Annotated in this window: 18 protein-coding genes and 1 pseudogene; 3 read left to right on the forward strand and 16 right to left on the reverse strand. The window is 64.3% G+C overall.

From position 1 onward, the window contains the following. Window positions 1-208: 208 nt before the first annotated feature. The 11 genes and pseudogenes from ACUYM2_RS10375 to ACUYM2_RS10425 all read right to left on the reverse strand — a co-directional run bounded on the left by ACUYM2_RS10375 (window position 209) and on the right by ACUYM2_RS10425 (window position 12,788). Window positions 209-1,978: an SAVED domain-containing protein gene (locus ACUYM2_RS10375; RefSeq protein ID WP_481599991.1), complete on the reverse strand. Its 1,770-nt coding sequence runs from the start codon at window positions 1,976-1,978 to the stop codon at window positions 209-211. Then, window positions 1,975-3,435, reverse strand: a complete 1,461-nt coding sequence (locus ACUYM2_RS10380; protein ID WP_481599992.1) for a HesA/MoeB/ThiF family protein — start codon at window positions 3,433-3,435, stop codon at window positions 1,975-1,977. The genes ACUYM2_RS10375 and ACUYM2_RS10380 overlap by 4 nt, the downstream gene beginning before the upstream one ends. Further along, window positions 3,432-4,406, reverse strand: a pseudogene (locus ACUYM2_RS10385) (SMODS domain-containing nucleotidyltransferase); the annotation flags it as partial. The gene ACUYM2_RS10380 and the pseudogene ACUYM2_RS10385, both read right to left, overlap by 4 nt. 380 nt (window positions 4,407-4,786) lie before the next feature. Further along, window positions 4,787-5,761 (reverse strand): class 1b ribonucleoside-diphosphate reductase subunit beta, encoded by a 975-nt coding sequence (gene nrdF, locus ACUYM2_RS10390; RefSeq protein ID WP_018773326.1) that lies wholly within the window; start codon window positions 5,759-5,761, stop codon window positions 4,787-4,789. Further along, a complete protein-coding gene (locus tag ACUYM2_RS10395) occupies window positions 5,758-6,573 on the reverse strand; it encodes an NUMOD3 domain-containing DNA-binding protein (RefSeq protein WP_481599993.1) in 816 nt (271 codons plus the stop codon). Before ACUYM2_RS10395 ends, nrdF begins: the two co-directional genes overlap by 4 nt. Window positions 6,574-6,587: 14 nt before the next feature. Further along, complete coding sequence (nrdE, locus tag ACUYM2_RS10400; protein ID WP_481601465.1) at window positions 6,588-8,708, reverse strand: class 1b ribonucleoside-diphosphate reductase subunit alpha; 2,121 nt, start codon at window positions 8,706-8,708, stop codon at window positions 6,588-6,590. Window positions 8,709-8,791: 83 nt separating this feature from the next. Next, window positions 8,792-9,292 carry a class Ib ribonucleoside-diphosphate reductase assembly flavoprotein NrdI gene (gene nrdI, locus ACUYM2_RS10405; RefSeq protein WP_481599994.1) on the reverse strand — a complete coding sequence of 167 codons (501 nt, stop codon included), beginning with the start codon at window positions 9,290-9,292 and terminating at the stop codon, window positions 8,792-8,794. A 42-nt stretch (window positions 9,293-9,334) separates the two neighbouring features. Continuing rightward, window positions 9,335-9,580 carry a glutaredoxin-like protein NrdH gene (nrdH, locus tag ACUYM2_RS10410; protein ID WP_018773329.1) on the reverse strand — a complete coding sequence of 82 codons (246 nt, stop codon included), beginning with the start codon at window positions 9,578-9,580 and terminating at the stop codon, window positions 9,335-9,337. A 455-nt stretch (window positions 9,581-10,035) separates the two neighbouring features. Next, on the reverse strand, window positions 10,036-10,632 hold the full coding sequence (locus tag ACUYM2_RS10415) for a hypothetical protein (RefSeq protein WP_481599995.1): 597 nt from the start codon (window positions 10,630-10,632) through the stop codon (window positions 10,036-10,038). A 328-nt stretch (window positions 10,633-10,960) separates the two neighbouring features. Continuing rightward, window positions 10,961-11,893, reverse strand: a complete 933-nt coding sequence (locus tag ACUYM2_RS10420; protein ID WP_481599996.1) for a hypothetical protein — start codon at window positions 11,891-11,893, stop codon at window positions 10,961-10,963. A gap of 277 nt (window positions 11,894-12,170) precedes the next feature. Continuing rightward, window positions 12,171-12,788, reverse strand: a complete 618-nt coding sequence (locus ACUYM2_RS10425; protein ID WP_481599997.1) for a hypothetical protein — start codon at window positions 12,786-12,788, stop codon at window positions 12,171-12,173. A gap of 632 nt (window positions 12,789-13,420) precedes the next feature. Here ACUYM2_RS10425 and ACUYM2_RS10430 point away from each other — a divergent pair. Both ACUYM2_RS10430 and ACUYM2_RS10435 read left to right on the forward strand, forming a co-directional pair. Next, a complete protein-coding gene (locus tag ACUYM2_RS10430) occupies window positions 13,421-15,583 on the forward strand; it encodes a bifunctional polysaccharide deacetylase/glycosyltransferase family 2 protein (protein ID WP_481599998.1) in 2,163 nt (720 codons plus the stop codon). A 74-nt stretch (window positions 15,584-15,657) separates the two neighbouring features. Beyond that, window positions 15,658-16,758, forward strand: a complete 1,101-nt coding sequence (locus ACUYM2_RS10435) for a chitinase (RefSeq protein WP_481599999.1) — start codon at window positions 15,658-15,660, stop codon at window positions 16,756-16,758. A gap of 4 nt (window positions 16,759-16,762) precedes the next feature. On the opposite strand, the gene ACUYM2_RS10440 is transcribed toward ACUYM2_RS10435, so the two are convergent. Genes ACUYM2_RS10440 through ACUYM2_RS10455 form a run of 4 tightly spaced genes read right to left on the reverse strand, consistent with a single transcriptional unit; the run spans window position 16,763 to window position 21,541 of the window. Further along, on the reverse strand, window positions 16,763-18,010 hold the full coding sequence (locus ACUYM2_RS10440) for a class I SAM-dependent methyltransferase (RefSeq protein ID WP_481600000.1): 1,248 nt from the start codon (window positions 18,008-18,010) through the stop codon (window positions 16,763-16,765). Continuing rightward, window positions 18,007-19,440 carry a class I SAM-dependent methyltransferase gene (locus ACUYM2_RS10445; protein ID WP_481600001.1) on the reverse strand — a complete coding sequence of 478 codons (1,434 nt, stop codon included), beginning with the start codon at window positions 19,438-19,440 and terminating at the stop codon, window positions 18,007-18,009. Before ACUYM2_RS10445 ends, ACUYM2_RS10440 begins: the two co-directional genes overlap by 4 nt. Beyond that, window positions 19,437-20,168, reverse strand: a complete 732-nt coding sequence (locus ACUYM2_RS10450; RefSeq protein ID WP_481600002.1) for a DUF1365 domain-containing protein — start codon at window positions 20,166-20,168, stop codon at window positions 19,437-19,439. Before ACUYM2_RS10450 ends, ACUYM2_RS10445 begins: the two co-directional genes overlap by 4 nt. Then, window positions 20,165-21,541, reverse strand: a complete 1,377-nt coding sequence (locus ACUYM2_RS10455; RefSeq protein WP_481600003.1) for an NAD(P)/FAD-dependent oxidoreductase — start codon at window positions 21,539-21,541, stop codon at window positions 20,165-20,167. Before ACUYM2_RS10455 ends, ACUYM2_RS10450 begins: the two co-directional genes overlap by 4 nt. Window positions 21,542-21,714: 173 nt before the next feature. Between ACUYM2_RS10455 and ACUYM2_RS10460 the strand changes: the two genes are divergently transcribed. Next, window positions 21,715-22,635: a LysR family transcriptional regulator gene (locus tag ACUYM2_RS10460; RefSeq protein ID WP_481600004.1), complete on the forward strand. Its 921-nt coding sequence runs from the start codon at window positions 21,715-21,717 to the stop codon at window positions 22,633-22,635. Between the two features lie 63 nt (window positions 22,636-22,698). Here the strand turns inward: ACUYM2_RS10460 and ACUYM2_RS10465 are convergent, their stop codons facing one another. Next, on the reverse strand, window positions 22,699-24,111 hold the full coding sequence (locus ACUYM2_RS10465) for an aldehyde dehydrogenase family protein (protein WP_481600005.1): 1,413 nt from the start codon (window positions 24,109-24,111) through the stop codon (window positions 22,699-22,701). Window positions 24,112-24,202: the final 91 nt, after the last annotated feature.

Genomic DNA, 24,202 nt, shown 5'->3' on the forward strand with positions numbered 1-24,202 from the left:
CGCATGAATGCGACGTATGGTCCGCCTAGACTCCGATCTTTTAGCCTACGCCCTGAACGAGGATTGACCTCTACCAGCCCAATTTCCGCTGCCGAGGTCCACCGGTGGCTTGCGATCGATACACCTTGAGGAGCGCCTGCGGTGGCGGCCATGGTGCTCAAATCCGCCGGCCCGGGTGCGGCTTTGAGGCCTACGACCTGCCTACGCGTCAGAGATGGACCTTGGTAATTGGTCCACCTGAAACACCCGGGTCCAGCGTCATTACAGGCGCATAGCGAGGAGCTCCGTTCTCAGGATTGTCCCATTCATAGACGACTGTCCGCACGGTATTCATGTATCTGCCGATAAGGACGGCTATCGAGTACGGTCCATGGAAGGCAAGGTGGATTTCTGCTCTTCCAAACGTGCTCGACAGTCGCTTGATCTCCATAGCGATCTGCCTGCTGATGCTGGCTGCCTCGCGGGAATCGATTTGGTCCACAGGGTCCAGAGAGATGCGAACTGCGGACTTGAAGAATCCGGACTGGTCAACAAGCAGCCGTGCGAAGGCCGTCTCATCAGCGTTTTCGGTCAACGTGACGAAAACGGCGACTTTGGCTGCTGCTCTGTCGGTCTCGAAGTCTCCAGACATTTCTACAGTTGCGATCGTGTGCCCTGCCGCCTCGCCGTCCGACTTGGACGTCCAGATCTGACCGCGAAGGTCGACAACTTCAACGTGCCCAATCTTTGTCTCGGGCAACGCTGCTCCAATTGCGAAAGCAACAGAGAGATGCATACCACCCGCGATCCGGACGGTCGACGATCCAGCTGCCCGAATCGCGTCGCTCGTCAGCGGTAATGTCGATTTGAGATCTACCAAGCCCAGCCTGTTTGGGAGTTTCCCCCGTTTGGGCGGCTTGATACGCACATGCAGGTCAGCTTCTCCGGCATCAAGAGCGAACGGCTCAGTCCGTGTCTGGGTGTGGACGGTCAGGGCCCTGCCGGTGGTGCTGATTTCTTCCTTGCGCTGCTCGATGCGGTGCATGAGCAAATCCCTCACGATCTCCAACCGCCCGGAGACAGTCCGACTGTTACTTTGCTTTTTGTCGCCGAGTGTTGACGCGGGTGCCAGGCCAAGGAGTCGGTCGGGGGCGGCATAATCCGGCTTCTTGCAATCGTTCGCCCTGGGAATCTCGTTGGCGATGCAGAGGCTGAATCTAGGGTCTAGGTCGAGTTGGATAAGACGGGGCAATTCCCGGTCTTTCACAATCGTGCTCTTTGCAATGTCCGGAGTGACTACCAGGACGCCTGCCGACAGCCCTGTCGTGAGTGCCTGTTCAAGCCTGTCGGTTGTGGTTCCCGGCCTCAGATCGCTTCGGTCACGCCAAACGACGAGGCCGGCTGCCCGAAGCAGGCCTTCCAGCGACGATGATCGCGAGGTTCCGTCCGATTGGCGATATGAGATGAACACCGGCCCGTCGCTGCGTACGGCCCCCACGGGGAGGTCGCCGAGAGAAGATTGTTGCGGCGGTGTGATGAGGTCCACTTCAGCCTCCCGTGCTGAGATTCTGCCAAAGCGGCGGCGGATCGCGATCACGGCGCAAAACTGGGGCTCTCCGACTGCTGAGCAAACCATTAGAGCAACCGGTCCGACGGTCGCCTGAGCGGTCGAGCGGATTGCTTGAATGTCAGTCCTGCTTGGCTGGCTGGGCCCGGGGTGGCTGTGCCATTCGCCGATGTATCCCACTGGATCATCGGGCGATCGGGAATCCAGAAAGGTCCGCAGTTGTACGTTGGCTGCTACGTCGTCACGGACATACCGGCGTGTAGTTGCGGCAACGGATTTGATGACCAGCGCTTCGGTGATGACGATGTGCTGGTCCTCGCGGTATCCCAGGAGTATGCCACCACTTTCCAGCGGCAGAGCCGCGCGGCTTTCGTTTGTGATTGTTTTGCTGGCGGCTGTCATCAAACGGACCTTGCCCGCGATTTCCTTCATTGATTCCTCGTGTGCTTGAGATGACGAATCTCGCCGGATGGATGAACGGGCTCATCGAGGAGCAGGCCGATGGCATGCCTCACGGTGACGGCTGCGGTCTCGATTGCTATGTGGGGCGGCGTCGGCGAGATCGGGCTGCCGCAGCCCGCCTCGTAGTAGGTCGGTTCCTTATGGCTCCCCGGAGAAGCCGAAGACGGCAGTGGGCGTGCTCCTGCGACCGGCGGAAGGACATCTATGCGTATCGTGTCGCCATCGTTCTGAAGCGCAGCGGACAGGACGTGCGTGCCAGCGGCATAGGCTGCCGCGTGCAGGAACGCAGTCACAGCGAAATCAGCTGTCGCGTTAATCACGAGATCGTGGTTCTGGATGGCCTGAAACACCACGTCGGAAGTCAACACATTGTGGCACGCGGCTTCCACTTGATCATCTCGAAGACGGTATTTCCGCAACAGCTGGTCCTTGACGGCCTCTGCCTTGGGCAGTCCTACCGCTTCCGGGCCGGCGAGGTGCCGGATGAGGTTTCCGGGCATGACCACGTCGTCGTCAACTAGGGTCAAGCGGCCTACGCCGGCGCGGATGAGCATGTCTGCAACGAATGAACCGATTGCGCCAACCCCGATCACGGCAACGCCTCGAGTGCCCAGTTCGACGGAGTGCCTTCCTGACCGTACTGATCGCGCGAGGGGGGTATCGGCTCCGCTGCGAAGGCGGCGCACGTCGATCCCGCCACTGGAGGTTGGCGTCACTTTCAGGAAAGTGGTGCCTTCATGATCGCCGCGCTGGTAGATCAGCACGAGCAACCCAACAAGCCGGTCCCTAATTTTCCGTTCAAAGTTCCCGGGAGCATCAATGCGAGCGAGCAAATCTTCCCAGTTCCTGGGAGGGACGTCCACGGTGCCAAGATCCGCGACATAGCCAAACTGATCCCGCAGATGCTTGGAGACCTTGGCAGGACGGGTTCCCCTGCCTTTCATCGCCATCGTGTTGTTGGGAGCCGTACCAAACCTCACGAATTGGCCTCGATACGCGTCCAGGTCACCGTATACATACAGTCGATCGTCATTTGCCGTACGGAAGTACCTGTCAAGGTCGAGATCAGGGCGGTCGTCTTTCCAGTCGTCATGACAGCTTTCGAACCACGCTGCGACGTGCTCCAGAAAAGCCGGCGCCTCACGCCACCACAGGTCGTCATGATCATCATCAGCAACGAGGCAAAGAGCACCGTTGCGCTCTCGGTGCCACGACCACGGAACGTCGGCAATGTCCGCCGGTGTGGCTTGCGGAGGGACAAACGGAAACCGGTGCGGAAGTGAGACGATGACCTCCGTTCGTCCGAGTGAGTGCTCAACTCGCCCGCGCCAACCACCGTCGATCTCTTCATACCCCGCTCGAATGAGACCTTCCTCAAAATGCTGTCTCGAGTGGGAGACAAAATCAGAAAAGTCGGCCCAGATCACCCGAATGTCTTCTGGCCAGCTGGCACAGCGCGATCACCGGCTGCGATGGCGGATGCACGCAATGAACCGTCCTCGTTAAATCCCGGCGGCATGGGGAACACCATCTCTTCGTCACCGTTCTTACCGAGAAGACCACGGAAGATGACAGCGGCCTTGCCTTCGTCAATTTCGGACAGCGCCTTTTCCGCCGCCAACGCGGCGTCGGCAAACCTGGTTCGCGCCTGGTCCAGTTCGTCGTCCGTCGCCCGAATTTTGACGTGCTGGCCTGGAAGGGTCGGGTCATTCACATCGATGCCGTGCTGCACAAAATTCGTGATGATGGCGCTCACTTCGCGGAGCGCCGACACGTAGTACTCTGCCTGATCGTTGCCGGAGACGGCACCGGACTTAAATGCTTGGTACGCAGCAACTTCCAGAAAAAATCCACCCGGTTTTTTCTTTCCCAGGAGTGCGCGGCGAGTCTGGCGAAGGAGCTTAACTGTCGTGACGTAGTACCCGTCGTGTTCCGTGTTCATCTCGCTCGATAGTGAGGTGAGGGCTTCCGGATTTGTGCGCACCCACTGGTCTTCGTCACCCTTCTGGGGAATTTCCCACGTCTCGTCGCTCCCGTTCGGACGGGCAGGAACAGCATCGACGTAGAGGTCGAACTCGGGGAAACTCACTTGGAGGCTACGGTCCTGGCGCTTAGTGCGCCGATGACCGTCAGCATCCGTGCCGAACTCGGCGTGCAGAACCTTGAAGAATTGATTGAGAACGTCGTCCGAAGTGACGCTTGTCGGAATGTTCGGGAGCCGGCCGAATACATCGACGTCCTTGATGCGCCTAATGGATACGTTTCGCTTGTAAGAGCCGATGAGCACCGGTTTGATTCCGTACCCCGCCAAGGTAGGGTCCGCCTCGAGAGCATCGCGCACCTGCCGATGCGCTTCCGGAGCATTGGTCCTGTCGTCACCCGGTTCTACAGCGCTTAGCGCGTCCTTGAACTACTGCCTAAGGTGAGCCATTAGACAATCCCCCTTCGTGCCGACAACCTGCGCTGCCGGGTTTGATTGCGATTCGTACCGGTTGCGGAAACATTCAGCGTGAACTCCCAGTGGAGGTACGCCTAGCGCCGTGCGGGTCCCCCCTGCTTCCGCCTAGCAGGCGTCGCCACTCATTAGAGCTTGCGGACGCATCTTGGAAATCCAGACGGCAAAGGTCAAAGTGGCCAAACGACAAAAGCTGGCCAGGATAGTTGGCGCTGCGCCATTCTGTTTGTCACGGCGCCAACTAACTTGTCAGTTGTGCCAACTAAGTCGTCAACTCACAGATACTGCGAAATTGCTCAGCTAGGTCGGGATCTCACAAAGGACTAGAAGTCCCAGTCATCATCCTCAGTGTTAACAGCCTTGCCAATCACATACGACGAACCCGACCCGGAGAAGAAGTCGTGGTTCTCGTCCGCGTTGGGTGACAGCGCCGACAGGATGGCCGGGTTCACGTCGGTGACCGAGGCCGGGAACATGGCCTCGTAGCCGAGGTTCATCAGCGCCTTGTTGGCGTTGTAGTGCAAGAACTTCTTGACGTCTTCGGCCAGGCCGACGGAGTCGTAGAGGTCGTGCGTGTACTGGACTTCGTTCTCGTAGAGCTCGAAGAGGAGCTCGAAGGTGTAGTCCTTGATCTCCTGCTTGCGCTCCTCGGAGAGACCCTCCAGGCCCTTCTGGAACTTGTAGCCGATGTAGTAGCCGTGCACGGCTTCATCGCGGATGATCAGGCGGATCAGGTCGGCCGTGTTCGTCAGCTTGGCGCGCGAGGACCAGTACATCGGAAGGTAGAAGCCCGAGTAAAACAGGAAGCTCTCCAGCAGCGTGGAGGCCACCTTGCGCTTCAGGGGGTCGTCGCCCTGGTAGTAGTCCATGACGATCTGGGCCTTCTTCTGAAGGTTCTCGTTCTCGGTGGACCAGCGGAACGCCTCGTCGATCTCCTTGGTGGAGGCCAGTGTGGAGAAGATGGAGGAGTAGCTCTTGGCGTGCACGGACTCCATGAACGCGATGTTCGTGTAGACGGCCTCTTCGTGCGGGGTGAGCGCATCCGGAATCAGCGAGACGGCGCCCACGGTGCCCTGGATGGTGTCCAGCAGGGTCAGGCCGGTGAACACGCGCATGGTGAGCTGCTGCTCGTCCGGGGTCAGCGTCGCCCACGACTGGACGTCGTTGGACAGCGGCACCTTCTCCGGCAGCCAGAAGTTGTTGACCAGGCGGTTCCAGACGTCAACGTCCTTGTCGTCCTGGATCCGGTTCCAGTTGATCGCCTCGACGTGGCTGAGAAGCTTTACTTTTTCTGTCATGACTCCGACTCGCTTTCTGAAGAGAGACTTGGTTTGGCCGAGTCCTCGACGCAATACTTGCAGTCGGCTTTCTCGATACCTTTGTTCATGTGGTGCCTGGTATGGGCGTTGCGCTGGCTGGAAGGCATCGGACGGCCCTTCCGTACTGCTGACATTTTCGCACGGGTTTCGGCACTGGCCTTCTTCCCGAAGTTCGGGTTGCCGGCACCTTTCCTTGCTTCTGAGAGGGCTTTGCGGGCTTCATCTGTCATCGAGTGACCGAACCCTGGATGATCGGGCCCGAACTTCCCGAAGTTCGGGTTCTCCGGTCCGGAATACGTTCCCTTCCTGTCCGCTGCCCACTTCTGACGCTGCCCGGTGCTGTGCTTACCGCCGAAGAACGGATTGGCAGCACCTGGCCTGCTGAGGCCTTTCCGGCCCGTTGACCTCAACCGGGCGGCTTCGCGTTGCTCTTCGGTCCACACCACCCCGGTCGGTCCCAGTCCACCCTCGGACAAGTTCAGCAGACGGTCCCCTTCGCGTCGCAGGTAGCTGATCCACTCGATCTCGGCCTGTCCAAGCTCGGGCAGGCCTTCAACCCAGTCCAACTCATCCGCAATGAGATCGGCCGGAGCCTGCTTCCGAACCCAGTCGTAGAACGGTGTCTTGCGACCATCTGCTGCCACGCGAAGGTGCTGATGGAAACGACGACTGGCGGTCTTTGTCGTGATACCGACGTAGCGGTACTCGACCTCCCGACGAAGCCGGATGCCGTAGACCAAGCCGCCCATCGCCGTCGTCGTTTCCATCATTTCATCCTCAACGAAACTCAACCTATTTCAGTTGATTACAGCATGCACGAGACACAATTTTCCACCTCGGTCCCTTCCAGCGCGAGCTGGCGGAGACGGATGTAGTAGATGGTCTTGATGCCCTTCTTCCAGGCGTAGATCTGGGCCTTGTTGATGTCGCGCGTGGTGGCGGTGTCCTTGAAGAACAGCGTCAGGGACAGGCCCTGGTCCACGTGCTGGGTGGCGGCGGCGTAGGTGTCGATGACCTTTTCGTAGCCGATCTCGTACGCGTCCTGGTAGTACTCCAGGTTGTCGTTGGTCAGGTACGGCGCCGGGTAGTACACGCGGCCCAGCTTGCCTTCCTTGCGGATCTCGATCTTGGACGCCACCGGGTGGATCGAGGAGGTGGAGTTATTGATGTAGGAGATCGAGCCCGTCGGCGGGACGGCCTGCAGGTTCTGGTTGTAGATGCCGTGCTCCATAACGGAGGCCTTCAGCTCGCGCCAGTCATCCTGGGTGGGGATGTGGATGTTCTTGAACAGCTCCGCGACCTTGGCGGTCTGCGGGACCCATTCCCGCTCGGTGTACTTGTCGAAGAACTCGCCGGAGGCGTACTTGGACTTCTCGAAGCCACCGAAGGTCTGGCCGGTCTGGATGGCAAGCCGGTTGGAGGCGCGGACCGCGTGGTAGACCACCGAGTAGAAGTAGATGTTGGTGAAGTCCAGACCCTCTTCGGAGCCGTAGTGGACCCGCTCGCGGGCCAGGTAGCCGTGCAGGTTCATCTGGCCGAGGCCGATCGCGTGGCTCTGGTCGTTGCCGCGGGCGATCGAGGGCACCGAGGTGATGTTGGACATGTCCGAGACGGCCGAGAGGGACCGGATGGCCGTCTCGATGGTCAGGCCGAAGTCCGGCGAGTCCATGGCCTTGGCGATGTTCAGCGAACCCAGGTTGCAGGAGATGTCCTTGCCGGTCTGGTCGTAGGACAGGTCATCGTGGTACGTCGTCGGCTGGGAGACCTGGAGGATCTCCGAGCACAGGTTGGACATGATGATCTTGCCGTCGATCGGGTTTTCCCGGTTCACGGTGTCCTCGAACATGATGTACGGGTAGCCGGATTCGAACTGGATCTCGGCGAGGGTCTGGAAAAACTCGCGGGCCTTGATCTTGGTCTTCTTGATCCGGGAATCGTCCACCATCTCGTAGTACTTCTCGGTGACCGAGACGTCGGAGAACGGCATGCCGTAGACCTTTTCGACGTCGTACGGCGAGAACAGGTACATGTCCTCGTCCTTCTTGGCCAGCTCGAAGGTGATGTCCGGGATGACGACGCCCAGCGAGAGGGTCTTGATGCGGATCTTCTCGTCCGCGTTCTCGCGCTTGGTGTCCAGGAAGCGGTAGATGTCCGGGTGGTGCGCGTGCAGGTACACCGCGCCGGCGCCCTGGCGGGCGCCGAGCTGGTTGGCGTAGGAGAAGCTGTCTTCGAGGAGCTTCATCACCGGGATGACGCCGGAAGACTGGTTTTCGATCTGCTTGATCGGCGCGCCGACCTCGCGGATGTTGGTCAGCGCGAACGCCACGCCGCCGCCGCGCTTGGACAGCTGCAGCGCGGAGTTGATGGACCGGCCGATGGACTCCATGTTGTCTTCGATGCGGAGCAGGAAGCAGGAGACCAGCTCGCCGCGCTGCTTCTTGCCGGCGTTCAGGAACGTGGGGGTGGCCGGCTGGAAGCGGCCCTCGATGATCTCATCGACCATCTGGGTGGCGAGCTGCTCGTCGCCGCGGGCCAGGTGCAGGGCCACCATGCAGACGCGGTCCTCGTAGCGTTCCAGGAAGCGCTTTCCGTCGAACGTCTTCAGCGTGTAGGAAGTGTAGAACTTGAACGCGCCCAGGAAGGTCTCGAAGCGGAACTTCTTCTTGTAGGCGCGGTTGTAGAGCTCGCGGATGAAATTCATCGTGTACTGGTCGAGGGTTTCCCGCTCGTAGTACTCGTTCTTGACGAGGTAGTCGAGCTTTTCCTCAAGGTCGTGGAAGAACACGGTGTTGTTGTTCACGTGCTGCAGGAAATACTGATGGGCGGCCTCGCGGTCCGCCTCGAACTGGATTTCGCCGTTGGGGCCGTAGAGGTTCAGCATGGCGTTGAGCTCGTGGTAACCCAGGCCCTGGTAGGCGGCCGGCATGGCCGGCTTTTCGCCGGGGACGGTGTGCTTCTCGACGGCGGTGTTCCCGGCGCCGCTCTCAGCGCCGCGGGAGCCTGCCCCGGTTACTTCCGTGTCTGCGACAGTCGTGTCCAAAATACTTCCAATCCTTGTTGTACTCGGCTGACGTCTTCCGGCGTCCCCATGAGTTCGAAACGATATAGGTGCGGGACCTGGCATTTGGCGGCGACGATGTCCCCGGCCATGCAGTAGTTGTCCCCAAAGTTCGTGTTGCCCGCCCCGATCACTCCACGGAGCTGCTGCCGGTTCCTCGGATCGTTCAGAAAGCGGATGACCTGCTTCGGAACGGATCCCTCTCCCCCGGTCCCCCCGTAGGTGGGAAGCACCAGCACGTAGGGCTCGGTCGCCAGCAGCGCCGGTTCCCTCGGGTGGAGGGGGATGCGGGCGGCGTCGACACCCAGCTTTGCAACGAAGCGTTTGGTGTTCTCGGAGGTGGAGGAAAAGTAGATGAGGTGGCTGGCCGTGGACCGGATGACGTCCGCCGTCCGGTCATCCCGGTTCCCGGCGTCTGCTGCCAGCGGCGGGCCGGCGGTTGCCAGTGCCATGGGATTCACCTCATCCGACGTGGTGGTGCCTTGTGGGGCGTTTCAGGCGACCGCGACGGCGGCGGCCTGTGCCAGTTCTTCGATCTTGTCCGGGCGGAAGCCGGACCAGTGGTCCTGGTCGGTGACGACGACCGGGGCCTGCATGTAGCCCAGGGACTTGAGGCGCTCAAGGGCCTCGGCATCCTGGGAGATGTCGACGCTCTGGTAGGCGATGCCCTTCTTGTCGAGAGCGCGGTAGGTGGCGTTGCACTGCACGCAAGCCGGCTTCGTGTAAACCGTAACGGTCATGTCCTGAGTCCCCTTAATTGAAGTCTGTGGTTCGTGTCCGGTGGGGCCTACGCGGAACAGGAATCCTTATCCGTTACTGGCCTCGCCTTGCGGTCTGCAACCGCTCCGCTCGAACTGTATGTCGATACTACATGTAGTGCAAGAGCCCCGCGCGGACCCCAAGATGATGTATTACAAGTATGTCATTTAACACACCTTTAATCCACAGCCGGGGACCTTCAAAATGTCCGGATTTGAGCCGTTTCCGCGGACGAAATCCACACCCTGTGGAGTAGTTAGCCACAATTAACCGCCCCGCGTGTCGCGTTCTGGACGGCGTGTCGCGCCCTCCTGCCTGGGGCCTCCCGGGTGGCACGAAGCACTACATGTAGTGGGCGATGGCACAGCGAAAGGCAGCCGAAGCGCTCAGTTGGTGGGGCTGTGTCCGGCGCCGTGGCAGCCGGATCCCGGAACCGTCAGTCCGCCGGGCGCAGCGAGGTGATCGTCTGCCGTATTTCCTCGTACTCTTCCGTACCCGAATAGGCTTCCGGGGTGTCGACGTCGGGCGTGTCACCCGGCGCCGTGACCAGCGGCGTGTGCACGCCGCTGAACGACGCCACGCCCGGCGGCCAGTTAAAGAACTGGAAGATGGGGCAGGCGCTGGGTCCGGTGGGCAGGGGCGCCGAGGTGATGCCGTAGGACAGCGGAGCCGGCCTGGATGGGTAGGACTCATGGTCGTCCCGGCCCTCAAAAACAAACCGCGGCTTCACCCCGTTCCGGGCAAGAGCCGGCAACTCCTGTGAGTCCATCAGGGAATACGGAAACTTCTGGGTGCAGCTCGCCTTAGTCACAATGTTGGTCCGCAGCGTAGCGATCGACTTTCCGGCTCCGGTGAGGACTTCAACAAAGACTCCGCCCGGCGCAGCCTCACGGGCCCGGTCCTTGACGGTCCAGTCCGGCGGGTAGTCGAACATGAACTTGCCATCCGGCGTCGTGTAGGTCTTCCAGTCCGCCTGGCCGGGCGGCCTGGGCGACGCCTGGGCCGCCGGTTTCAAACCCGCTGTTGATTTCACGGCCGAGGCGGCCGGGGTGGACGTGGCCGCAGCCGTCCCGGAACTGACCGTGGGGTTGCTTGGCGCCGAGCAGGCCGCCAGCATAATAGCGACGCAAAACCCTGCGGAAACGGTCCTGACGGATGGTCCTGAGCGACGCATGGCGCCCTCCCCTTGTGGGTGCAACTACTCCGTCCAATTCTGCTTCGTCCCGGCCCGAAGAACAGGGTCTTTGGGCCTCCGGCAGGGCACGGGTGTCGGCTCCCGGAGACGAAAAGCGGGGGCCGGCGGTAGTCCGCCAGCCCCCGCAGGGCTTCCGGTTTGCAGCCGGAAGCCGGTCCCGCGCTGCCTAGTTCTTCAGGAGCGTGTTGCCGTATCCGGCGTCGCACTTGCCGTCATGGATGACGCCTGCGCCCGGGGCCACAACATAGTTGCTGGCCGGGTTGAAGACTGCGGTGCGCATGCTGGTCACCTTGCTGGCGCAGTTGTCGGCACCGTCAGCAGTGGTGCTCTGGCCGCCGATCCACATGTCGATCCAGACCGTGGAGCTGGTGCCGCTCACATTGGTGCCCTGGTGGCACGGGCCGCCCTGGGGGTCGTCGCCATCACCGCAGCTGTCCTCGACGATGAAGTAACGGCGCACATCCGGAAGGTAGATCCGCGTGCCGGCCGGGAAGTCCAGCACATCCTTGCCGGTGGCGAGGGAATGGCCCACCGCGATGGTGATCGGGTCGTTGTAGGTACCGGTTCCACCGGCAGTCTTGTGCAGCACCGGGTGGCTGATGGTGGTGGAGCCGGCCGGGGTGTTGTCGTACCAGGTGTAGGCCGTCGTGTAGGTGGTGTGGACGACCCGCTCGGAGGACGACGCCGGTACCACCGGCGCCGGGGCCGGCTTCGGGGCCGCGGGAAGCGCGGGAGCCTTCGTCGCCGCCGCGGGTGCGGGGACAGCCACCGGCACCTGGGGGGCTGCCGGCGCCTTGGCAGCGGCAGCCTTCTTCGCTGCTGCTGCGGCGGCGGCTTTGGCCTTAGCGTCGGCCTTTGCCTTCTCGGCAACCTTCGCCTTCTTGGCGGCTACTGCGGCGGCCTTGGCTTTCTCAGCCGCGGCCCGCTGCGAGGTGCCGATCTCGGCAGACGTGTCGAGCCCGGTGCTGGCTTCAACGCCGGCGCCGGCGGAGCCAGAAGACTGTGCGGATGAGTTAGTGGCGCCGGTACCGGCGCCACACGCCGACGTGGCGAGTAGGACCGAGAGCATGCCGGCGGCCAGCAGACTGTTTCTGCGCATGGAAAATAAAGCCTCTTCGTGGGAGTGCGGAAACGGGCAGCACCGTAGGGGATGTCCTGCCCGGAGTTGGTCACGGTATGCGGAACGCAGGGCGCCCCGGCCTGGGGGCTTACCACACGCAGCAGCGTTTGGAACGCTCCATTTGGGCGTGTGCGCCAACCGGTGACCTAAACGTTACCTCGGAGTATTGCAAGAGGCCAATTGACGGCGCGCCGCCACTGTCCGCCCGAATTCAAGACGCTGGAGAATCCGCTCCGCGGCGCCACCCTGACGGCTGCTAGGGTCCCGGCGAGGTGGTGTGGAGCTGGTTGCCGTAACCGGTGTCACACCTGCCGTCGTGGATCACGCCGTAACCGGAGGCGACGACGTAGTTGTCCGCCGGGTGGAAGACAGCAGCCCGCACACCGGTCACCTGCTCCGCACAGCGCCGGGCGAACGACTCGTCCTCCCCTTCGCCGCCAATCCAGATGTCCAGCCAGGTGGACGCACCGCCATGCCTGGCCGCCTGCGCGTGGCACGGCCCCTCCTCCGGGGTGGGGCCGTCCCCGCACGTGTCCTCCACGATGAAGTAGCGCCGGACATCGGGCAGGTAGATCCGGGTGCCGGCGGGGAAATCGAGGACGTCTTTGCCGGTCTCCAAGGAATGCCCGACGGCGATCGTCACCGGATCGGCATAGGTTCCGGCCCCTCCGGCCCGCTTGTGCAGCACCGGGTGGCTGATGTCGGGAGAGCCCTCGGGAGTGTTGTCGTACCACGTGTAGGCAGTGATGTACGTGTCCGGAGCGGCTGCCCGCTCCGATGGCAATGGGTCCGGCGGGGGCGGGGCTTCTTCGCAGGCGGCGGCAGCCAGGAGGACCGACAGCAGGCCCGCGGCCACTCCGAACTGTCTGCGCATTCTCTATCTGCCTCCGCTGATTCGGACCCCTACCTGAACGCTACCCTTGGCCCCCGCTAACGCGATAGCCGCACGTTGAACGTGTTTTAGATTCCCGCCCGGCAAAGCGGCTCCGCGCAAGGAAGCGCGGCCCCTGGACGCTCCGGCCCGTACTCGCACAAGGCGCCAGTCGACGCGGTAGTTGACCTCGCGAAGCAAGTAGAACCACCCGAAAAACGCGGGTGTTTCCTACGCGTGTGTGACCCTATGCGCCGCTCCTAACCTCGAAAGACATAAGGGGTACGCCGGAGATCGGCGGCTCGTGCGGCTTCAGGGGGCGGGATCAGATGAGCGCCGGTTTCTCCTCCTGCGAATCGACCGCCAGTTCCGGCTTTGAGCCCCGGAAAACAGCGTTGGCGCTCTCGCCCTGACTTCGGTCAGGACTTCAGAAACACGATTCCCTGGCGAGGCAATCCATGACTAAATCATCCCCTCTTTCCGGCACTGCACCGGTCTTTTTTGACCCAAGTGGAAAACGTTGGCGCAGAATCCTCGTAGTCCTGATGGCTGGCATGCTTCTAATAGCCCTATCAGTTGTCTGGATCCTGCCCGCAGCCAGCGCCCCGGTGTGGAAAGCACAGGAAAACCAGGCCGTGGATTACCCACGCAAGTTGTTGTCCTCCCAGGACCTGCGGAATATTCCCAGAATTGGACCTGAAGGGGGATTCGCCTTCGACCGCATCGCGGTTATCGAGCGGCGGAACGGCAAAGTGCTGCTCAAGGATCCCTTCAGCAGCACTATCTGGCGGGAAGCCACTCCGGAGGAAATCGAGCTGATCGGCAACAGCCCGTACGCCATGGAAACGTTCGGGAAACCGGCAGACCATACCTTAATGCTGACCTTTGATGACGGGCCCGACCCGCGCAATACGCCGCAGATTCTGGACCTGTTGTCCAAGGAAGGTGTGCCGGCGACGTTCTTCACCGTCGGCGACAACATCGTCAAATACCCGGACATCTTCCGCCGCATGACCAAGGAAGGTCATATGGTCGGCAACCACACCATGTCGCACATTGATTTCTGGGCCCACGACGACCTGTTCAACCGCCAGCAGATCATCGGCGCGGACCGTGTCATGCGCGCTTCAGACAATTACGCTACCCGGTTGTTCCGGATCCCCACCGGAGACCCGGGAAATAATTCCCTGGCCCTGCTGCAGTCCCAGCAGCTGGGATTCCTGCACATCAATATGGACTTTGATACGCGTGACTGGTCCTATGCCCCCGGAGTACCGATCAAAGCGCAGAAACTGGACGGCCAGGGACACATCGTTCTGGTGCACGACGGCGGTGGTGACCGCAGCGCCACCATTGAAATGCTGAAGACCTTTATCCCGATGGCAAAAGCGCAGGGCTACACCTTCACCACGGTCCAGCCTTTGCTGCCGCCGGAATACATCCCGGAGACCAACGTCAGGGACGCCGTCGAAGACGATGCGACCCTCGCCGCCATGACCTCGTACCTGGTCACGCCAAACGTGGTGCTCACGTGGTTGTTCTGGTTCGGCATCGGCTCGCTGACCATCCTCACATTCCTGTACGTGGTGCTGGCAGTGATCAATAACAACCGCCAGAAGAAACGCCTTTGGGCCGACGTCAAGGAGGAAGACTGGCCCTTTGTCAGCGTCGTCCTGCCGGTCTTCAACGAGGAACTTGTTGTGGCCAGAACCTTGGACGCGCTCAAGGCCAGCGACTATCCGCGAATGGAAGTGGTTGCCGTCAACGACGGCTCCACCGACGGCACCCTCGCGGTCCTTACAGAATACGCCAAGACCTGGCCGGACCTGCGTGTCATCGACCAGCCCAACGGCGGAAAGTCGGCGGCCAGCAACCATGGAATCGCCCAATCGCGCGGAGAAATCGTCGTCACCCTTGACGGCGACACGCTCTTTGAACCGCAGACGATCAAGATGTTCGCCCGCCACTTCCTGGCACCCCGGCACGGCAAGATCGTCGGCGCGGTCGCCGGGCACGTGAAGGTCGGGAACCGCCGCAACCTGCTGACCGCCTGGCAGAGCCTGGAGTACCTCTCCGGGATCTGTGTCACCCGGATGGCGGAGGGCCTTATGGGGGCAATCTCGATCGTCCCGGGCGCCTGCGCGGCGTGGCGGCGGGAAGCGCTCCTGGAGGCCGGCGGATACTCCCATGACACCCTCGCTGAGGACGCGGACCTGACGCTTTCGCTACAGAAGCTCGGCTACAGCATCGTCCAGGAAAATTCCGCTGTCGCCTGGACGGAAGCGCCCATGACCCTCCGAGGCTTGTTCAAGCAGCGGCTGCGCTGGACCTACGGGAACATCCAGACGCTCTACAAGCACCGGTCCATGCTCTTCAACCCCAAGTTCGGGGCACTCGGCCTGCTCACCATGCCATACGCCCTAATCTCGGTCGTCGTCCCGCTGGTCTTTATGCCCTTGACGGTGGTCGTCGCCGTCAACAGCCTGGCCCACGGGGAATGGCAGGCAGTGGCGCTGTTTTCGGCCTTCGTCGCCGCGACCCACATGATCATCTCGATTGTGGCGATCGTGATGGTCCGGGAGAGCCCCATGCACCTGTTGATGGTTCCCATCTACCGGCTCATCTACGAGCCGCTCCGCGCATACGTCGTGTTCGGGTCCGCGATCCTGGCCCTGCGCGGCACCGCCGTCGGCTGGTACCGGCCCGAACGCACGAACAGCGCCCTGCTGCCGGCGGGCCGCGCGCAACTTGCCCCCGCCCTCGCGCCGGCGGCCGCGGATCAACTGGCGCCTTCATGACCTGCGGCGTTGCGGCCGGGAGAAACCGTCAAAGTTATGGCGGCTCTCCCGGCCGGCGGACATAATAAGCATTTATGCGACATCGACACCTGGATCTGCGCGCGGCCCGTAGTTGGACGAGGTTCCTGGCGGCTTCCGCCGTCGTAGCGGCCGTGGCCTCCTGCACCGCCCCGCCGCCGGGCAACTACGGCCAGGAGGAAGGGATGAGCAAGACCGTCCCCAACCCCCCGTGGTTCGGCGGATACCTCGACGTCACGCTGACCCCGACCCTGCGGCTCCAGGACGTGCCGCCGCACGGCACCGTCACGACCATGCTGTCCTTCATCGGCGCGCACCCGAAACAACCCTGCGAACCGTCCTGGGACGGCATCCACACCCTTAACCAGGCCGGGGCCAAGCTGGCGATGGACGGCCAGATCGGCGCCTACCGCAAGGCGGGCAACGACGTCGCCGTTTCTTTCGGAGGACAGCTAGGCAAGGAACTGGCGGGGGTCTGCACCGACGGCGCGGCGCTGGTGAAGGCCTACACCTCGGTGATCACCAAGTATGGCCTTGACACCGTGGACTACGACGTCGAGGGCACCGGCCTCGCGGACCGGGCCGCCGCGCAGAGGCGCGCTGCCGCCGTCGCGCAGCTTCAGGCCGCACGCCCGGCCGGCAACCCGTTAAAGGTGTGGCTGACCCTCCCGGTGTCGATGGAGGGGCTGACTCCGGACGGCGAAGCGGAGGTGACGGCCATGCTGGACGCCGGAGTCGACCTCGCCGGCGTCAACATCATGGTGATGGACTTCGAGCCGCTGGGACCGGGGCAGACCATGCTCACCGCGGCCAAGAGCGCGGCCGAGGCCACCCAGCAGACGCTGCGTGCGCTGTACGGGAAAGCCGGCAAGCCCCTCGACGACGTTGCCGCGTGGAACCGGATCGGACTCACCCCCATGATCGGGGTTAACGACGTGAAGGGCCAGGTCTTCACCCTGGAGGACGCGGCAGGCCTGAACAGCTTCGCCGTGCGACGCGGCATCGGACGGATGTCCATGTGGTCGCTGAACCGGGACACCCCCTGCGGTTCGTCCAACCGGCCGGAGCCGGGCAGCAGCGCGTCCAGCGGCTGCAGCGGCGTGACGCAGCAGCGCGGGATGTTCGCGCAGGTGCTGGGCAAGTCCTTCACCGGCTGAACTGCTACCCGGGACGGCTGCAGAGGATTTGTTCCACTCCCATCCGGCCCTCGGCAAAACTGCGGAGTGCACCGACGAGGTACAGCCGCCAGACGCGGGGAATTTCCTCGCCCATCATCCCTACGGCGGCGTCGTGGTTCTGCTCAAACCGGTCGTACCAGGCTTCAAGGGTGCGGACGTAGTGCCGCCGCATTGCCTCGACGGCCTCGATTTCCAGGCCCGCTTCCTCCAGGAACCCCAGCGTCTCCCCCACCGGGCGCATGTGCATGTCCGGAGCGATGAACGATTCGATGAACGGGCCCCCTCCGGGATGCTTTCCACGTCGCGACATTTGCTGCACCAGGACGCGACCGCCGGGGACCACGTTGTGGAACAGTGCGGCAGCGTAGACGGGGTAGTTGCGCTGTCCCACGTGCTCGCCCATTTCGAGGGACGCCACGGCGTCAAACGGTCCGTCCGGGATTTCGCGGTAGTCCTGGACCCGGATGTCGACCCGTCCCTCGAGGCCGCGCTCCTTGATCCGGGCGTCGATGAACGCCTTCTGCTCGACGGACAGGGTCACGCCCACGACGTCGACGCCGTAGTACTGTGCCGCGTGCAAGCTCAGGGAGCCCCAGCCGCAGCCGACATCGAGGAGACGCATTCCGGGCTTCAGCCCGATCTTGCGGCAGACGAGGTCCAGTTTGTCCCGCTGGGCGTCCTCAAGGCCGTAGCCTTCAGTGACGCCGCCGTTCTCTGCCTGATTTGTCCAGTAGCCGCTGGAATATGCCATCTGCGGGTCAAGGATCAGCGCGTAGAAATCGTTGCTGAGGTCGTAGTGGTGGCTGATGGCGGCGCGGTCCCGGACCAGGCTGTGCAGCCGTCCCTTGACCCGGGCCTGACTGGCGGGGGGCTCGGGCGGCGCGCCCAGGGCACCGGCGGCCTTGGCGATCCGGGCGGCGCCGGCCAGCACGGCCGGGGTGGGGCGGATGCCTGACAGTCCACGGTCCCGGACCACCTTCCACAGGTGCTCGAGCGCGGAGTTGAGGTCGCCGTCGACGTCCAGCTCGCCGGTGACATACGCCTGCGCGGCGCCCAGCTCCCCCGGCGCCCAGAGCAGCCGGCGGATGGCGCCAGGCGAGTTGAGCCGCACCACGGGTGCCCCGGCAGGACCGGCTTCGCTGCCGTCCCAGACGATGAGACGGACGGGGAGTTCCCCACCGACCACCGGTCGTAGGACCTGCGCAATGGTGGGTGCCAGCCCCGCCGTCATGCCGCACTCCGCTCGCCGGAAGACTTGGCTGCTGCCTTGCTGGACGCCTTGGTGGATGCTTTGTCCAGCACAATCTGCTGCACGTCCAGGTAGCCGGTCTCGAAGCCCGCACGGGAGTAGCACAGGTAGAACAGCCACATCCTTTGGAAGACTTCGTCGAATCCGAGGCCGCGCACATCCTCCGCGCGGGCCATAAAGCGCTCCTCCCAGAGCCGCAGGGTCTGGGCGTAGTGCTCGCCCATGGCAAGGCGTTCGCGCACGCGCAGGCCGGTTTGCTTCTCGGTGATCTCCTCGATCGCCCGGACCGAGGGGATGACGCCGCCCGGGAAAATGTACTTGTGCACCCAGGTGTAGCTGGTCCGGGTGGCGATCAGGCGGTCGTGGCCGATCGTGATGGCCTGGATGGCGACCTTCCCGCCGGGGGCCAGGACCCGCTCGATCGTCTGGAAGTAGGTGGCCCAGTACTCGTAGCCGACCGCTTCGATCATCTCGACCGAGACGACGGCGTCATACTCACCCTCCACTGCCCGGTAGTCCTTGAGCTCGATGGTCACCGCGTCCGCGTAGCCTGCCTCGGCCACGCGCTGCCGGGCCAGTTCCTGCTGCTCGCTGGACAGGGTCACCGAATAGACGGTGGCACCGCGGGCCGCGGCGCGGAGGGCGAGCTCCCCCCAGCCGGTGCCGATTTCCAGCACGCGGGTCCCCTCCGTGACGCCGGCCTTGTCCAGCAGCCGGTCGATTTTGGCCTGCTGGGCCGCAGCAAGCCCGTCCCAGGCGACGTGGCCCAAGGCGTCGCCGCTTTCCGGGAAGAGGGCGCTGGAGTAGGTCATGGTGCTGTCCAGGAAGGTCGCGAAGAGCTCGTTGGAAAGGTCGTAGTGCCGCGAGATGTTGGAGCGGGTGTTTTGCTCCGTGTTCCGTTCGGTGCGCGGCGTGCGGGGCAGGTAGAGCCCGCGGAGCTTCTGCAGCGGCTCAGGCACCAGCGTTCCCACCCGGGCGGCGAAGACCTCCATGACCGCGGTCAGGTCGTCCGCATCCCAGTCCCCGGCCATGTAGGACTCGCCCAGGCCGATCAGGCCGCCGTCGCCGAGCCGGGCGGCGAAGGCCTCAGGGCGGTTCATCGTCATCACCGGGAACGCCTGGCCGGCGTCGGCCTGGCCGGTCGCGGCCTTCCCGAGCACGGTGCCGTCGGGGTAGCGGACTTCCAGTGGGAGGCGGCGCACGGCGGCACGGAAGATGGCGTCCGCTGCCTTCCCGGCGAGGCGGGCCTTGAGGCTTGAGGGCACGGCGGCGATGCTGGGCCACACCGCGGCATCGATGACAGCGGGAGGCTGCGGAACCGTGTAGGGTACGGCCGGATTCGTGGGTGCCGGGTTCGTCCGCGCAGTGTTCGTCTGCGCAGCCTGTGATCCGGTGGCTTCGGTCATGGTCACTGGACTGCCTCCTGTGAGGGGTGGTGTGGTCTTTTGGTGATGGGCAGACGGCGTGCCCAAAGCTTGATGCCCTGCCAGCGGATCTGTGCGGAAACCCGCAGCGGCGCCAGCGGGACGGCGAGCGCCGCGGCCAGGATGTTCGGCACGGTGGCTTCGCGGCGGACCCCGTCCATGGTCGCGACGAAGGGCTTCTGCCCCTCCCGCTCCAGGACGATCGACACGGCGAGCCGGTCGGCGGGTTCGGGGAGTTTCATCCGGTACTGGCCGTCGACGTCGTTGAATGGCGAGACATAAAACGCCTTGGGCACGGTGGCCCGACCGGCGTCGTCGGTCTCCAGCAGGTAGCAGTGCCGTTCCCCGTACGTGTTGTGGACCTCGGCGACCACGCAGCGCAGCCCGCCGGCGGCGTCGTGGCACCAGAACAGGCTGAGCGGGTTGAAGACGTGGCCGAGGACCCGCGCGCTGGCGAGCATGGTGATCCGGCCGCCGTCGAGCCCGATGCCCTGGGTGGCGAGGTAGCGCTCGACGTTGCCGCGCAGCGTCCCGTCCGGTTCGCCCAGGTGGTCAGCCGCGGAGAAGCCGGCCAGCGGGGCAAGCCAGCGGGGCAGCTTCGGCAGGGCATCGACGTCGACGTACCAGCTGTAGCTGCGGTAGGTGAAGGCGTTGTGCAGCGGGGTGCGCCGCACGTGGGCAATGGACGTGCGGTAGATGGCTGCGCCACTGCTCATGCTCCCTCCAGGGACGTCTGGAGTTCCGTCGCCTGCGCCCCGGAAGCACCGGCCGGTTCCCACTCGCGTCCCAGCCTGGCCGCGGCGCGGACGCCGGACAGGGCGCCGTCCTCATGGAAGCCCCAGCCGTGGTAGGCGCCGGCGAACGCAAGGCGGCCGTCGCCCAGACCCAGGATCTGCTGCTGGGCGCGCAGCGAATCCGGCGTGTACTGCGGGTGTTCGTACACCATCTGTTCCAGCACGGTCCCGTCCCCAATCAGTTCGGATTCGCCGAGGCTGACAATGTAGCGCTTGCCGTCCGCCGGTTCCAACCGCTGCAGCCGGGTCATGTCATAGCTGACCAGAACCCGGTCCGGCCGGGCGTCGCAGGAGGGCAGCCGGTAGTTCCAGGAGGCCTTGGCGTTGTCGCTGGCGGGCAGCACGGCGTCGTCGCGGTGGAAGACCGTGTGGTTGACCGAATAGGGCATGCCGGCCAGGGCCTCCCGTTCGGCGGGCGAGGCGTCCTGGAGCATCTGCAGCGCCTGCGCCGGGTGGGTGGCGATCACGACGGCGTCGAACTGCTCGGTGCGCTCCCCGGCGCTGACTTCCACCCCGCCGGCGTGGCGTCGGACCCGGGTGACCGGGTTTGACAGCCGGATATCCGGCAGCGTCGCGGCGAGCTTGTCCACGTAGCTGCGTGAGCCGCCCGTGACGGTCCGCCACTGCGGGGAGCCCTTGACGCCGAGGAGTCCGTGGTGGCCGAGGAAGGTGAAGAGGTAGCGGGCCGGGTAGGCCAGCGCGGTCGTCGGGTCGCAGGACCAGACGGCGCTGACCACCGGGGTCATGAAGTGCACGATGAAGTAGCTGCTGAACCTCTCCCGGTCCAGGAACTCGCCGAGGGTCAGTTCCGGCGCGTCAGCCCCTGTGCCGTTGCCGGCCGCTTCCGCCTCGGCGAGCAGGGCGCGGGCCCGGCGGTAGAAACGTGTGATCTCCAGCAGCATCAGCAGGTAGCGGCCGCGCAGCAGGGTGGAGGGCCGCGGGATGATGCCCCGCGCGCCGCCCCGGGCGCCGGCGTATTCGAGGCCGCAGCCGTCGCAGCGGATGGACATGCTCATTTCCGAGTCCTGGGTCTGCACGCCCAGTTCGTTGAAGAGCCGCAACAGGGTGGGATAGGTGCGGTTGTTGTGCACGATGAAGCCGGTGTCGATGCCCAGCGTGGAACCGTCCGACTGGCGGACGTCGTGCGTGTGGGCGTGGCCGCCGAGCCGTTCATCCGCTTCGAAGACCGTGACCTTGTCGCGCTGGTTCAGGACGTAAGCGGCGGTCAGGCCCGCCACCCCGCTGCCGATCACGGCGACGCGCCGTCCATCCGGGATGCTTGCTGCTTGCTGCACTGGTCTGCTCCTGTTGCTTCGCCTGAATCGTCCTGGTGGATCGTCTTATGGGCAATTCGTAACTGCGGGGCAACCGGATGAGTGCAATTTCCCAGCCGATGCCTGAAACCCAATGTGCCAGAATGAAGCGGGATTTCGGTCCCGCCTCACCGTAACCACCGAAGGGCAGCCACTTGATCAACCCCGTGCATCTGAGAACGCTCGTGGAAGTGGTCCGGCTGGGCTCGTTCGCCGCGGCCGCTACCCGGCTGGGCTACACGGCCTCGGCGGTGTCACAGCAGATGTCGGCCCTGGAGCGCGACACCGGGGTGGACCTGTTCCAGCGTTCGGCGCGCAGCGTCCATCCCACGGAAGCCGCCGTCGTGATGACCCGGCACGCGGCCAAGGTCCTCACCGACATCGACGCGCTGATGGCGGCGGCAGCCCGGACCCACGACAGCGCCAGCCAGGAGCTCCGGCTGGGTATTTTCCCGAGCCTGGCCACCTACGTCCTCCCCCGGATCCTGCAGAACCCGGCGTGGAAGAACCTGGGCATCGAACTGCGGGTCTGGGTGGCCGAGCCGGGCCAGACCATCCAGGGCCTGCGCACCGGCGGCGAACTCGACGTCGCACTCGTCTACCAGGTGGGCCAGTCCGGCCTCGCGTGGCCGCACACGGTGAACCGGCAGTGGATTGGCGACGATGACTTCCGGGTGGTGCTGCCCGCGGCCTGGGGCATTGGCCCGGGGTCCCAGGTGGCCGCGGACCACCTGTCCGACATGCCCTGGATCATGCACCACCCCGGCACCAGTGACGCCACGGTGATTGAGCGGCTATTCGCCAGCTGCAACCTGCACCCGCGGGTGGTGGCCTACAGCGACGATTTCCACGCCAGCCTGGAGATGGCGGCCGCCGGGTTGGGCGCCGCGCTGGTCCCGGAGCTGGCCCTGCTGCACCGGCCCGCCGGCGTGGTGGTGCTGGACGTCCCCGAGATCCGCCTGGCCCGCAACGTCTTCGCCCTGCTGCCCAAGGAGCAGCAGACGGCCCAGGTCCAGCTGTTCGTGGAGCTGCTGGCGGACACGCTGCACACGCTCGTTAGCACGCGCCGCGACTGAGCCCTCGCCCCGGGCCGGGGCCGGGGAGATCGGTCCGGGCCTCATCCCCCGCATCGTCCCGGGCTATTTCCGGAGCTTCCCGGGCTTTTTCCGGAGCCTCCCGGCCGGTGCTACGAGCGCGCTGATGATCCGGTGCTTGGCTTTGGTGTAGGGCGGGTAGATCAGTTCCAGGGTGTCCGGCCAGTGCGGCTTGGAGAGGGTGGAGCGTTCGTGCGAGAAGGTCCGCAGCGAGTGCTCGCCGTGGTAGGCGCCCATGCCGCTGTTCCCGACGCCGCCGAACGGCAGGCCCGGTACGGTCAGGTGCGCGGCGGGGACGTCGAAGCACAGCGCCCCCGAGGAGGTTTGTTCGGAAAAAGCCTGGCGTGTATCGGCGTCGTTGCTGAATACGTACAACGCCAGCGGCTTGGCTCCGGCGTTGATCGTCCGGATTGCCTCGTCCCTGCCGCTCACCGGAACCAGCGGCAGCAGCGGGCCGAAGATTTCCTCCCCCATCACGGCGTCCCCCGGCGCGGGCCGCAGCAGCGTCGGGGCGAAGTGCCGGCTGGCGGCGTCGCGTTCGCCGCCGTGGATCACGGTGCTGCTGTCCGCGGGCGCGGCGACCCGGTCGAAGTGCCGGTCGTTGACGATCCGGCCGTAGGACTCGCTCTGCGCGGAATCGGTTCCGAACAGCGCCGCGATGGCCTTGACCAGCTCGCGTTCCAGCGGCACCAGGACGTCCTCCGTGGCGAGGATGTAGTCCGGTGCCACGCAGGTCTGCCCGGCGTTCATGAACCTGCCCCAGGCAATCCGCTTGGCGGCCTTGGCCAGGTCCGTGGAGGAATCCACGTACGCCGGGGACTTGCCGCCCAGCTCAAGGGTCACCGGTGTCAGGTGCTCGGCCGCGGCGCGCAGCACCACCCTGGCGGCCGCCTCGCCGCCGGTGAAGAAGATGTGGTCGAAGCGCAGGCCCAGCAGCGCCGTGGTTTCGGGGATCCCCCCTTCAACAACCTGGGCCGCGCCGGGCAGGTACTCGGGAATCCATCGGGCCAAGGCGGCGGAGGTGGCCGGGGCATGCTCGCTGGGCTTGAGCACCACGGTGTTGCCGGCGGCCAGTGCCCCGGCCAGCGGGGCGAGCAGCAGCTGCAGCGGGTAGTTCCAGGGCCCGATCACCAACACCACGCCCAGCGGGGTGAGCTCGGTCCAGGCCTTTGCCGGCTGGACCGCCAGCGGAACGGACACCGGGCGCGGCCGCAGCCAGGCTTCGAGGTGTTTCTCCAGATGCGCCGCTTCCGCCGTGACAAATCCAATTTCGGTCAGCTGTGCCTCGGTCTCGTGCTTGCCCAGGTCGGCCGCCAGCGCCGCGGCGAACTCCCTGCGCCGTTCGACGAGCATCCGCCGCAGGCTGCCGAGTTGGTCCAGCCGCCACGCCAGCGGCCGGGTGGTTCCGCTGTCAAAGACTTCTCGGGCACGGGCAACGGTGGCGGCAACTGTTTGCATCCGATCAATGTACCGGTCCCCCGCCCCGCGCCGGGGGCGGTATCGGATAATTGCCGGGGGATGCTGGAACGGACCAGTTTTCAGGACTATG

The organism is Arthrobacter sp. SD1074B, assembly GCF_056780195.1.